Consider the following 12,082-nt stretch of genomic DNA (forward strand, 5'->3'; position numbering starts at 1 on the left):
TTATTTTTAAGCCATTTAGTAGTAAAAAATCCCACTCAGCGGTGGGATTTTTTTATTTATTCAGCGGTTGTTTCATGGTCAATAGATGGCGAGTTATTGGCAATCACCCTATCCAAAATGGGTAAAATCTCTGCCATAATCCACGCTTTGCGCCACCCACTCAGCCAAGGGCTTAATGCCGGTTTTTCTGCTGCGACAGCATAAGCATACAGCTCTGACAGCCATTTTTTTCGCATCAATACTGTTTCATTAATTGACAGGGTTTGCCCATGCTGTTTGATGGCTTTTTCCAGTTGTTTTTGCACATCGCTAGACAGACTGCGATACGGTAAAGGCAATAGAGCTGGATAGGCTGCGTCATCTTCTTTTCGTACCTTATCAATCAGCGTCAAAATCTCTTGCCCATACATGCGAATCACATTGGGCTTGATACTGGTAAAACCTAGCTGCTTCATACTAAAAGGCGGTTTTTCGATGATTTCACGCAGCGCCTGCGGCCGCAGGATAAAAGTGCGTGGTCTATTGATTGATTTGGCAAGTTGTTCGCGCCATTCGCACAGAGTTTGCAGCATGGCGAGTTGCTCGCGATTATCGCGGTAATCAGCGACACTCAAATACAAGGCGTTATCAGGCGTGCTAAAGTTAGCAAAAATTTCTTGGGTATAGCTTTGGCAGTCTTCAACCGCATATTGCCATAAACCTTGCTCGGTCAACTGTGTTTTGATGGTCGCAAACATCGGCAATAAATAACGCACATCGTCTACCGCATAGCTTTCTTGCTCAGGTGTTAATGGACGCTGCAACCAATCTGATTGGCTTTCACCTTTATCCACATGCACAGCAATCGTTTCTTGCAGCGATTTTTGATAGCCAAGCGAGTTTTCACCAGTCAAAAAACCCAAACCAATTTGGGTATCAAACACATTGCGCAGCGCAGGCAAGTTGGAGAGTAAATAATAAATCCCCAAATCTTCGCCACACGCATGTAACACCACGGTGGGTATATCCGCTAACACTTCCCAAAATTCTTCTAAATACAGCTTAGGCGCGTCAATCAAATAAATCGCTTTGCCTGTATTGATTTGAATCAGCGCAAGAATGGGAAAAAAAGTGTCGCGCTTAATAAACTCAGTGTCTAACGCAATGGTATCGACTTGCTCTAGGTCATCGAGCAGGGCAAAAAGTGCGTCCTGAGTTTTCACCCAATGGATTGGCAAGTCATGGAGTTGTTGTAATTGGGCTGGGCTTAACGGGTTCTGGATGAGCATAACTTGGGTCTTGTGGACGGATAATTTAAGCGTATTTTATGATGAATCTAGGATTTTGTCTTGTCAAACTGATGAAAAGATTTTATAAGCGTCCACGATTTTGCAGGGCTTGACCCAGTGTCATGCTATCTAAATACTCAAGCTCACCGCCCATCGGAATTCCTTGGGCAATCCGGCTGATATGAGTGACGTAAGGCTTGACCGCTTCACTGATAAAATGCGCGGTGGTTTGCCCTTCTACCGTGGTACTGGTTGCCAAGATGATTTCTTCCACCGGGGTTTGCGCAGCTTGGTGTTGCTTTAACAGCCCAATCAGCTGATTGATGCCGAGCTGCTCCACGCCAATGCCATCAATGGGTGATAAATGCCCGCCAAGCACAAAGTATTTACCGTTAAACCCAGCGGTTTGCTCAATTGCCATCATGTCTGCTGCCGTCTCTACGATACAAAGCACGCGCTCATTGCGGCGCGGATCGCTACATATCGGGCAAATATCCTCATCTGATAAACCACGGCATACTTGGCATTGCTTGATATCATGCATCGCCACAATCAAGGCTTCGCCCAATGCTTGACCTTGCGGGCGTTTATAGCTAAGCAAGTGCAATGCCATCCGCTGAGCAGATTTGGGTCCTACCCCGGGCAGTACTTTGAGTTGTTTTACAAGTTCATCAAATTTTGGCGTAAGCATAGGCGCATTCTTATAAAAATGATAAAAAATAAAAAAAGCTGGCTGGAAAATAAAAAAGCTGACAATCAATTATCAGCTTTTTATGGGGGTTTGACTGCATAATCGCAAGGCAATTTTCCACTATTTTATAGCCCTAGTGGGTTTAAAATAAACCATTCATGCCTGGTGGTAACCCCATGCCATTGGTAGCACTCGCCATTTCAGTCTCATGTAGTTCATCGGCCTGACGCACGGCATCATTGATAGCAGCCGCAATCAAATCTTCAATCATATCAGGGTCATCTTGCAGTAGGCTTGGATCGATTGATAAACGTTTGACCACATGGCGACCATTCATGGTGACTTTGACCAAGCCACTACCCGCTTCGGCATGCACTTCTTTTTCTGCCAGTTTTTTCTTGGCGTTTTCAACGTTTTTTTCGACTTGCTTTTGCATCATTTGCGCTTGTTGCATGAGGGCTTGTAAGTTCATAAGTTTTCCTGTTTGTTTCTAATCTTGGTGGCTCATTGTAGCGAATTTGACCGCAAACTGTCTATTGCTAATCGTTAGCCCAAATTTTTAACATACAACTGCTAACATAAAATTGTTAGCATAAAAATGCTAAGATACCATCACTCACATAAACCCATTAATAGCAAAAAACTACGACTATGACAACAAATACACCCCCATCGCTAGAGGTCGCTCTCTATAAAGCTGCTGATGTTATTAAATGTGCGCAAAATATTGCCATCCTGACGGGGGCAGGTGTCTCGGCTGAAAGTGGCATTTCGACTTTTCGGGATAAACTTACTGGATTGTGGCAACAATACCAAGCCGAATATTTGGTCAGCATTCAAGCGTTTGAAAAGGAGCCTGCCTTGGTGTGGCAATGGCACCAATGGTGGCGTGGACAAATCGCCGATAAACAGCCCAATCCTGCCCATTTTGCCTTAGGTGAATGGCAAACATTGGCAAAGCAGCAAGGTAAGACTTGGACGTTGTTTAGTCAAAATGTCGACAATCTGCATGAGCAAGGCGGTGCTACGGTGGCAAAACTGCATGGGAATTTGGCCAAAAATCGTTGTCATGATTGCGGCAAGCCGTATACCAAAGCGATTGCTGTCACAGACACTGAGTTAAAGCATTGTGAATGCGGCGGTTTGATTCGCCCGGATATTGTGTGGTTTGGCGAGATGTTGCCCCAAGACGCTTGGCAAACGGCAGAAACGGCAGCGCTCAATTGTGATGTATTGGTGAGTATCGGCACATCAAGCGTGGTTTATCCTGCAGCGGGCTTGATTGATTTGGCAAAACAACAGGGCGCAACCGTCATCGAGATTAATCCCAATCCGACCCAGACCACAGCGGTTGACATCGTGTTACCCGACAACGCAGGGAAAATATTGCCGTTATTGGTCAAGGCGCTGAAATAAAAAAGCACAATAAAAAAGCCAGTAAATTTTGCTACTGGCTTTTGGGTTCTGGCTAATGGGTTTTGGCTTTATATCAGGCGAGTGTATCCAAACCGCGTTTTAAATCAGCGATAATATCATCGACATCTTCAAGCCCCACCGAGAAGCGAATTAAGCCTTCGCTCACGCCTGCCTCGATTCTTGCTTCAGGTGTCATGCGAAAATGGGTCGTCGTCGCAGGATGGGTAATGGTGCTTTTGGCATCGCCTAGGTTATTGGTAATCGAAATCATGTTGGTACTATCGATAACATGCCAGGCTGCCGCTTGGTCAGCCACCTCAAAGCCAATAATGGCACCAAACGCACCGCCTTGCACATTTTTGAGCGCGGTGTGTTGGCGTTTGGCGATATCATGGGATGGGTGATCGGGCAACCCTGAAAAATGGACTTTGCTGACTTTTGGGTGATTGTGCAAAAATTTAGCGATTTGATTGGCATTTTCGCAGTGGGCTTTCATACGCAGTGACAAGGTTTCTAGACCCTTTAGCAACACCCACGCATTAAAGGGCGATAGACTAATCCCGCCAGTACGCACTACCCCAAAGGCTTTTTCCATCAAGTCATTGTTACCGACCAGTGCACCGCCTAGCACACGACCTTGACCGTCAATATATTTACTGGCGGAATGCAATACCACATCCGCACCCAACATTAAAGGTTTTTGAATAGCAGGGGTAGCAAAGCAGTTATCGACGATTAATAGCGCATCGTTTTCATGCGCCAGCGTTGATAAAAAGCTTAAATCGGCAATTTGCGCCAAAGGATTGGAAGGGCTTTCGCAGTACAGCACCTTGGTATTAGGCTGCATCGCCTGTTGCCAAGCGTCATTGTCAAAACAGTCTACATAACTCACCTCGACGCCAAACGCCTTAAAGTAGGTATCAAACAGGGCGACGGATGAGCCAAATAATTGCTTGGCTGCTAGCAGATGGTCACCGGCTTGCAAGTACGCCAAACACATGGTCAAAATTGCGCCCATGCCTGATGCGGTTGCCACGCAGCGCTCGCCTTCCTCTAAAGCTGCCAATCTGCGCTCAAAAGCGCGCACGGTTGGATTGGTATGGCGCGAGTAGACATTGCCTTTTTTATTGCCATTAAAATGGTCGGCGGCATCGGCGGCATTTTTGTATACGTAGGAGCTAGTGGTAAAAATCGCTTCGTTATGTTCGCCTTCATCGGTACGGTGGTAACCGCCGCGCACGGCGATGGTTTGGTCGGCATAATCTAGGCTTAAATCAAGTGCATCACTTTGCCAGTTGGGGTCTAATTGGGTCATAATGTTACATCTTTTGTGCATCAAATAAATTATGATAGCATAAGTTGGATTTGACGGTGGCTTTCAAGTCAGTATTTTATGCAAAAATGCCATGACAACCAACTTTTCTTAGGCGAGTGTCACGTTAATCAGTGATTTTTTTAAAAGGATTCAGGCTTTGGTAGCAGCATTTTATTCGGTATCTGTTGGCTTTGTCAGACTAGCATCGCAAAAACTCACGCCCAAAATTGTGACATTTTGCTTGCCATTGCTATTTACGCTGCTACTTACGCTACTTACCGCTTGCCAAATGCTGCCGAACAATCCCCATATCGCCGCTACGCCAACTGTATCAACGCAGCTGACAGGTGCGCAAAAATTTTCCGAAAAATCGCGTATACAAGGTCAATATTTAATCAGCCGTATCAGTGCCAGCAAAAACCCCTCACCAAGCAAATTTTCCGGTTATTATCCGCTGATTGATAGCAGTGATGCGTTTGCTTCACGCAGTATTTTGACCGAAATGGCTCAGCAGACCATCGATATCCAATACTATATTTGGCACAACGATGCAGCAGGACAATTGATGCTCAAAGACTTGTACCAAGCCGCCAATCGGGGTGTCAAAGTACGACTGTTACTCGATGATTTGAACACCAATCCGGAACTTGACCAACAGCTGCTTGCCTTTGCGGCGCATGCTAATATCCAAGTGCGATTGATTAACCCCAAAGTGGTGCGCGGCTTTACCCCCGCCAATTTTGTGGTAGCACTGCCCCGCTACCAACGCCGCATGCACAATAAAAGCATGACCTTTGACCGTCAGTTATCCATCATTGGTGGGCGCAATATTGGCGATGAATATCTGCGTAAAGATAGCATCGCTAAGTTTGCTGATTTGGATGTTTTGCTTGCCGGCAAAGTGGTCAACCAAATCAATGATAGTTTTGAAGATTATTGGGATAGTCCTCTATCGTATGATATCGAGCGTTTGGTCAGACCCTCAAAAAACCCCGAGCGTAATAAAAGCGATGAGCCATTTTTGGGGACTTTGACGGCGATTGCACCGGTCAACAGCCAGTCTCATCTACATAAAAGCTCGCAACTTTATCGGGTACAAAATGGCGCCATAGTCGATAAACAACTGTATAACAAAAAAATCCAATTTCGTTGGCAACCGATGCAGTTTTTGGCAGATGATGTCAAAAAACTGCTTAATCAAGATGATAAAGATAGCCGATTGGTATCACAGCTTCGAGCCCGTATTGGCACCCCAAAACAGCAATTGACCATTGTCTCATCGTATTTTGTGCCCACTGACTTGGGCGTGCTGCAACTAAGAAAACTCATGGAAAACGGGGTAAAAATCAATATTTTTACCAACTCGTATGAATCAACCGATGTGCCTATCGTGCATTCCGGGTATAACGTGGCACGCGTGCCGATGCTCAAAGCAGGGATTGCGCTTTATGAGTTAAAATCATCTGCCGATGCAGACTTTCGCCGCAAAAAACGTAGCTTATATCGCAGTAAGTATAGCACCAGTTTGCATACCAAAGCCTTTGCGGTGGATGACAAATATACGTTTATCGGTTCTTACAATGTGGATCCGCGCTCTGCCAACATCAATACTGAGCTTGGTGTGCTGATTGAAGATAAAGCGCTTGCCAAATCCTTTCATAATACGTTTGATAACTCTATGCTCAATATCAGTTACCGCGTACATCTTAAGGATAATGAACAACTGATGTGGCAAACCCATGATGATAAAACCAATAAAAAGCTTATCAGCTTGGATAAAGAGCCGCATATGACGTTTGTCAATGGACTTTGGCTAAAGATTTTTTCTGCTTTGCCATTTAAGCGCTTGTTGTAAGCGGGCATATTACAAAAAACACACATTTTTGGTAGTAAAAATAGTACCAAAATCACTATAGTATGCGGTTTCAAAAAGTAATATATCTCAACTGTTAAATCATGACGTTTGCTTGTAATATTTATTTAAATAATTAAATTTATTACAGTTTTGATAAATTATTGTTCAAATTGTCAAGTGATTTAATTTGTCAGGTGAATAGTGACGAATTTAATTTTTTAGCACGTTAGATAACCTATTTTTCCATTGATTATAAAGCTTGTAAACCTTTAGCCAGCTTCTAGGTAATATTGTCAACTATGCCATTTTTTCATGATGCCAACGAAGAAATTAGGGATTTAAATCGCTACGAAAAAAACGTGGTGTATTTAACGATTTTTGGGGCTTTTTTTGCTTCCTTTGATTTTACGATTTATTTTTATTTTAATGATAGTATCAATCAAGCTTTTTTCCCAGAAAATATACCTGAGTCGTTAAAGTCGATTTGTTTTTTGCTACTGATTTTAGCCGGTTATATGTCAAGACCGCTAGGCGGTTTGATATTGGGTGATATCGGCGATCGCTATGGCAGAAAACATGTGTTGCTGTATAGTTTGCTATTGGTGGGTGCGTCTGGTTTAGTGATTGCCTGTTTGCCTAGCTATCATCATATTGGTGTGGCAGCGATTGTTCTCATGCTATTGTTGCGTTTAATTCAAGGCTTTGGCTATGGGGCTGAGGTACCCGCTTCATGGGTCTATATTGCTGAGCATATGCCTCGGCGTCAATTAGGATCAGTGTGTGGCGGTCTTATTAGTGCACTGATTTTGTCGACTTTGATGGGCAATATTTTAAGCTCCACCTTATCAAATATGCTCACCCCTACCCAGATGCAATCGTATGGCTGGCGTATTCCTTTTGTCCTCGCCAGTATCGGTACGCTATTTGCGGTGCTGTTACGAACCAAGCTTGAAGAAACCCCGCTTTGGCTGATGGCTAAGTCTAAAAAGCGCTTGGTTAAACGTCTGCCGATACGCCGAGCTATTATCAAATACCGTTATGGTACGGTGATGACGCTGGGTTTGTCCTGGTTTACCGCCAGTGTTTATTTGACGATTTATTTGCTTTTGCCGATATTGGGTATCCAGTTTTTTGATGTCGATACCAGTTTGATGATGATATCCAATGGAGTGGGTATTATCTTTGGTGGATTGGGGGCGTTAACCTATGGTTATTTTGCCGATCGTTTTAATTCAGGTCGTGTATTTACTTTAGGCTGTATATTTTTAAGCATTGCCAGTGTTATTTTCTTTGTTTCACTAAAAAACAGTAGCGAATTATTACTGATTAACTATGCAATTTTAGGGTTTTTCTCTGGGGTGATTGGCTTAGTCCCAAGTATTTGTGTGCGTCTGTTTCCAGTGAGTGTACGCCTAAGTGGCATTAGCTTTAGCTATAACGTGGCGTATGCATTGGCAGGCGCATTATTGCCTGTGCTATTGGTTTATTTTTCACATAAATTAATGCTTTCAAGCGCCTTGTATCTGGTGTTTGTCTGTGTGATTGGCATTATCATGGGTATGTTGTTGACCAACTTGCATGGTTTGTATCGCATGGAAGATAAGCGGCTGATGAATTCTTGAGTTTTTTCATCGCTGATAGTTGTTTTACCATCGCTTTTTTTTAGCGCCCGCTTTTATTGATTGGCTGATAGATTAGCTATAGATTAGCCACTTTTTTTGAATATTTGCCGATGACTCTGCCTATGACCTCAATGCAGCATAAACGATTGTCCACCGCCCCGATGATTGATTGGAGTACACGCGATTATTGTTACTTTGCTCGATTATTCAATCCTTATACTTACCTTTATACTGAAATGATAAGTACCTCGGCGATATTGCAGGGAGATACAGACTATCAGCTGCGATTTTATCCCAATGAACATCCTTTGGTGCTTCAGCTTGGCGGCTCAAATCCTGATGAATTGGCGCGCTGTGCTAAAATCGGGCAAGACTACGGTTACGATGAAATCAACCTAAATGTTGGCTGTCCGTCCGATCGGGTACAACATTATAAAATCGGGGCTTGCTTGATGGCAGAGCCCAAATTGGTGGCAGATATTGTCTCTGCGATGCGCGATGCGGTGGATATTCCTGTCACTGTCAAGCATCGCATTGGCATTGATAATTTTGATAGTTATGAGTTTATGGCGGATTTTGTAGATCATGTGGTGAAAGCAGGTTGTCAGCATGTCATCGTCCATGCGCGCACTGCTTGGCTACAAGGCTTAAGCCCTAAACAAAATCGTGAAATTCCGCCCCTTCGCTATGAGGATGTGTACCGCTTAAAGCAGGATTTTCCCGATATATTTGTGGAAATCAATGGCGGTATCACCACTATTGATGCAATCAAAACCCATCTGACGAAAGTCGATGGCGTGATGATTGGGCGTGAAGCTTATCACAACCCTTATATTTTAGCTGAAGCCATGCAGCTGTGGGGCGAGCCAGTGCCTAGCCGAGCGGATATTTTTTATCAGTTATTGGATTTTTTGGCAGCCAGTGACGCGCGTGGCACACCCTTGACGGCCATTATGCGCCATTATTTAGGCTTGTTTCAAGGATTGACAGGCAGTCGTAAATGGCGTCAGGCACTTAGCGGGCAAAAATCCCTCTCGGTTGCCCAAGTTCGTGAAGCGGGTGAAGCGGTTTTGGCGTTAAATGCGGGTTAAAAGTTAGCTAAAAAAGACTAGCCGTATAAATACTGCGCCATCGCCAAGCCATTATTCATCATATGCAACACCACAGGCAATAACAGTGACCCTGACATGATACGCCCATAGCTAAATAGCATCGCTAGACAAAAAATCCCCAACAACTCGACCACACCGTATTGCATATGAATCACCGCAAATACAATACTGGTTAGCACACTGGCGCCCCACATACCAAGCTTTGAGCTGGCAAGCCCTGTCCACATAAACCCACGAAATATCACTTCTTCATAGATCGGCGCAAATACCACCATCGCCAGCACAAGCAGCCAGCGTGGATGCGCGGACTCAGCAAGATTGTCCATAAACATCATGGGGTCGCGACCCAGCCAGACGGTGATTAGATTGATGATAACATTTAGCACAATCAGTAGTGCGCTACATTGTAACAACTGATGCCAAGTAAAGGGCTTCATGGCAAGATAATCTTTGACACGGCTGTTTTTGAATCGGATAAACAAATAAACGCAGCCAAGCACCATGGCTAAGGTAAAGCCTAGCGATAGACTCATTAACGTGCCGTTTTCACTGCCCTGCAACACTTTTTTAGCGATATCCAAATTTGCTGCATCTTTTAGCACCCACGGTGCAAACAACACCACGCCGATCAATTGACTGGCAAAAAACACCGCCAATAACACCATAGATAGCACAATGGTCTTTGGCAAATCGTAGATGGGGGTGCTAGGCTGTAATGATAAATTTTGCACATTAAACCTTTGAATGGATGTTGGTTTTGTTACTGGATATCATGATTGACTGAGCGAATAAGCGCTTTGATTCGTTCAACCGTACTGGCTGGGTATTCTAACGGGAACATATGCCCCCCTTCATGTACTTCAAAATCAATGCCCATACGCTGTTTGACCAGCGCAGGGAACCCACGTTTGAAAAACAAGCTATCTTTACCAATTATTTGCTTGGCAGGGACAGCCGGCGGATGGTTAGGTTTTTGCCAGTAAAGTGAGGGATTAGTGCGAAACACCGCTACTTCCACCGCTTTTGGAATGGTAAGCGTCACTTGGCCATCTGCCGTATCAGTCAAGCCATAACGAATAAAATCATTAAAACAGCGCTCATCAAAGTATCGATAGAATGCCTTATGCCGCAGATGCTCGTAGGCGACTTCACGGCTTGGCCACGTGTCACGGCGATGGCTTGATAGACCTGCAGGCGTGAGCCTATCTACCAACCGTGGGCTAAAGCGTTTTGCCCAATGTAGTGCCATCGAATAGTAGCCATGAATGAGCGGTGGGTCTAAGGCAATCACTTGGCTAAATAGCTCGGGCGCCTCATAGCTGGCTTGCAGCGTGCACAATGCACCAAGCGAATGCCCTAGCCCGATGACCTTGGTTTGCCCGCGGGCGCTTAAGTGCGCTTGGATGCTATCAATCACTTGTTGGGTCAGTTTTTGCCAATGATTGTCAACCGGATAACGCGGGTCAATGCCTAACGCTGGGATATAGACAATATCAAATTCATCACTGAGCAAATCAAACAGAGATTGATAGGTTCGCGATGGTATCCCATTGGCATGCGCAAAGTGTATCAGCGGTTTTTGCCCTGCCTCTGCTATCGCTATTATCCCCTCTATGCCTGTCGCTAGCGTTGGCGCAGAGGGCAAACCATTGGCTAACGGATGCTGGCTCGTCTCAGATGACATGGCTATTGCATCCCTTTGTCATTTGCAGCCGCTTGGGTTAATTGGATAGCAAAGCCTTTGGAGACCGTTTCGCCAAACCCATAGCCGATTTGGCTGGCAAATTTACCCAACACTTTTTTCACCGGGTCTTCTGGGTTATATTCCACGACATTGTCTAGTTTTAGCTGAGACTCAAGGGTGCTGATGCCGCCTTTTTTATCTGCCAAACCGAGATTAATCGCTTGCTCACCACTCCAGAATAACCCAGAAAAAAGCTGATTGGCGTCAGGGTTTTTGAGGCGATTGCCGCGACCTTGTTTGACAGCATTGATAAAATGGGCGTGGGTGTTATCAAGGACACCTTGTACATGTTGGCGCTCAAACTCGGAGAGCGGGCGGCTCATGCTTAAAATATCTTTGTGCGCACCGGCTGTCATGGTGCCATCTTTAACGCCTAGTTTATCCATCAAACCTTGGACATTGTAGCTTGGCATAATCACGCCAATTGAGCCGACCAAGCTTGAGGGATTGACCCAAATTTCATCTGCCGCAGATGCGATATAATACGCGCCCGAAGCACCCATATCTTCGATAACGGCATACAGTTTTTTGTTAGGATGGGCTTTTCTCAATTCGGTCATGGTTTGCCAGATTTCATCGGATTGTACAGGCGAACCACCCGGTGAGTTGATGCGTAACGCCACCGCTTGCGCTTGGTCGTTGTTAAACGCTTCCGTCAATGCTTCGCCCACCGCTTGACTATTGGCTTCATTGTCGCTGCTGATAACGCCTTTGACATCGACGACGGCTAAATGCGGTTTGCTCATATCGATATCACTCATGCCACTTTTGGCAGAGCCACTACAGCCTTTTGCCACTACCGCGCCAAATAGTAGCACATACCCCAAGGTGATAAGCTTAAAGAAAATACCCCAGCGTCTTGCACGGCGCTGCTCCACAAGGCTTGCCATCAGGGTTTTTTCTAGCAATTGCCATTCTTTGCCTGCGTATGGCGCATTGGGTGGCAAGTTTTGTGCATGGTTTGGTTGAACAGGTGGCTTTGACTGTGAGGGTTGGTTGGGATCGGGTGGCCAATTATCTGACATAAAAGTTCCTTAGCAATAGGTAATTTACCGCCCA

Annotated in this window: 11 protein-coding genes; 4 read left to right on the forward strand and 7 right to left on the reverse strand. The window is 45.0% G+C overall.

What is annotated here, in order from left to right; genetic code table 11:
- Window positions 1-56: 56 nt before the first annotated feature.
- The 3 genes from RT084_RS08690 to RT084_RS08700 all read right to left on the reverse strand — a co-directional run bounded on the left by RT084_RS08690 (window position 57) and on the right by RT084_RS08700 (window position 2,431).
- Complete coding sequence (locus RT084_RS08690; protein WP_203172111.1) at window positions 57-1,268, reverse strand: ribonuclease D; 1,212 nt, start codon at window positions 1,266-1,268, stop codon at window positions 57-59.
- 82 nt (window positions 1,269-1,350) lie between these two features.
- Entirely contained in the window at window positions 1,351-1,959 is a 609-nt protein-coding gene (gene recR, locus RT084_RS08695; protein WP_007115924.1) for a recombination mediator RecR, read from the reverse strand.
- 142 nt (window positions 1,960-2,101) lie between these two features.
- The gene (locus RT084_RS08700) at window positions 2,102-2,431 is read right to left on the reverse strand and encodes a YbaB/EbfC family nucleoid-associated protein (RefSeq protein ID WP_007115923.1); all 330 of its coding nucleotides are present in this window, start codon (window positions 2,429-2,431) and stop codon (window positions 2,102-2,104) included.
- Window positions 2,432-2,610: 179 nt separating this feature from the next.
- Between RT084_RS08700 and RT084_RS08705 the strand changes: the two genes are divergently transcribed.
- Window positions 2,611-3,375 carry an NAD-dependent deacylase gene (locus RT084_RS08705; protein ID WP_312384212.1) on the forward strand — a complete coding sequence of 255 codons (765 nt, stop codon included), beginning with the start codon at window positions 2,611-2,613 and terminating at the stop codon, window positions 3,373-3,375.
- 73 nt (window positions 3,376-3,448) lie between these two features.
- Here the strand turns inward: RT084_RS08705 and RT084_RS08710 are convergent, their stop codons facing one another.
- Complete coding sequence (locus tag RT084_RS08710) at window positions 3,449-4,690, reverse strand: O-succinylhomoserine sulfhydrylase (RefSeq protein ID WP_312384214.1); 1,242 nt, start codon at window positions 4,688-4,690, stop codon at window positions 3,449-3,451.
- A gap of 157 nt (window positions 4,691-4,847) precedes the next feature.
- Here RT084_RS08710 and RT084_RS08715 point away from each other — a divergent pair, with 157 nt between their 5' ends.
- From RT084_RS08715 to dusA, 3 genes are all read left to right on the forward strand, one after another.
- Window positions 4,848-6,545: a phospholipase D family protein gene (locus RT084_RS08715; protein ID WP_313099296.1), complete on the forward strand. Its 1,698-nt coding sequence runs from the start codon at window positions 4,848-4,850 to the stop codon at window positions 6,543-6,545.
- Window positions 6,546-6,844: 299 nt separating this feature from the next.
- Complete coding sequence (locus RT084_RS08720) at window positions 6,845-8,167, forward strand: MFS transporter (protein ID WP_313099300.1); 1,323 nt, start codon at window positions 6,845-6,847, stop codon at window positions 8,165-8,167.
- Window positions 8,168-8,289: 122 nt separating this feature from the next.
- Window positions 8,290-9,258 (forward strand): tRNA dihydrouridine(20/20a) synthase DusA, encoded by a 969-nt coding sequence (gene dusA / locus RT084_RS08725; protein WP_312384279.1) that lies wholly within the window; start codon window positions 8,290-8,292, stop codon window positions 9,256-9,258.
- A gap of 17 nt (window positions 9,259-9,275) precedes the next feature.
- On the opposite strand, the gene RT084_RS08730 is transcribed toward dusA, so the two are convergent.
- From RT084_RS08730 to sppA, 3 genes are read right to left on the reverse strand one after another with little or no spacing between them, the layout of a single operon-like run.
- Entirely contained in the window at window positions 9,276-10,010 is a 735-nt protein-coding gene (locus tag RT084_RS08730) for a CPBP family intramembrane glutamic endopeptidase (protein ID WP_312384220.1), read from the reverse strand.
- A 29-nt stretch (window positions 10,011-10,039) separates the two neighbouring features.
- Window positions 10,040-10,963: an alpha/beta fold hydrolase gene (locus RT084_RS08735; protein WP_312384222.1), complete on the reverse strand. Its 924-nt coding sequence runs from the start codon at window positions 10,961-10,963 to the stop codon at window positions 10,040-10,042.
- Window positions 10,964-10,965: 2 nt separating this feature from the next.
- Window positions 10,966-12,048, reverse strand: a complete 1,083-nt coding sequence (gene sppA / locus RT084_RS08740; RefSeq protein ID WP_312384224.1) for a signal peptide peptidase SppA — start codon at window positions 12,046-12,048, stop codon at window positions 10,966-10,968.
- Window positions 12,049-12,082 lie beyond the last annotated feature (34 nt).

It is taken from the genome of Moraxella sp. CTOTU48717 (genome assembly GCF_032057165.1).
Classification (GTDB): Bacteria; Pseudomonadota; Gammaproteobacteria; order Pseudomonadales; family Moraxellaceae; genus Faucicola; species Faucicola tetraodonis.

What these genes read in the sequence shown, in the direction of transcription:
- RT084_RS08710 (WP_312384214.1), bottom strand. Translation starts at nt 4,690, where the DNA reads ATGACCCAATTAGACCCCAACTGGCAAAGTGATGCACTTGATTTAAGC.
- RT084_RS08700 (WP_007115923.1), bottom strand. Translation starts at nt 2,431, where the DNA reads ATGAACTTACAAGCCCTCATGCAACAAGCGCAAATGATGCAAAAGCAA.
- dusA (WP_312384279.1), top strand. Translation starts at nt 8,290, where the DNA reads ATGACCTCAATGCAGCATAAACGATTGTCCACCGCCCCGATGATTGAT.
- sppA (WP_312384224.1), bottom strand. Translation starts at nt 12,048, where the DNA reads ATGTCAGATAATTGGCCACCCGATCCCAACCAACCCTCACAGTCAAAG.
- RT084_RS08720 (WP_313099300.1), top strand. Translation starts at nt 6,845, where the DNA reads ATGCCATTTTTTCATGATGCCAACGAAGAAATTAGGGATTTAAATCGC.
- RT084_RS08705 (WP_312384212.1), top strand. Translation starts at nt 2,611, where the DNA reads ATGACAACAAATACACCCCCATCGCTAGAGGTCGCTCTCTATAAAGCT.
- RT084_RS08735 (WP_312384222.1), bottom strand. Translation starts at nt 10,963, where the DNA reads ATGTCATCTGAGACGAGCCAGCATCCGTTAGCCAATGGTTTGCCCTCT.
- RT084_RS08690 (WP_203172111.1), bottom strand. Translation starts at nt 1,268, where the DNA reads ATGCTCATCCAGAACCCGTTAAGCCCAGCCCAATTACAACAACTCCAT.
- recR (WP_007115924.1), bottom strand. Translation starts at nt 1,959, where the DNA reads ATGCTTACGCCAAAATTTGATGAACTTGTAAAACAACTCAAAGTACTG.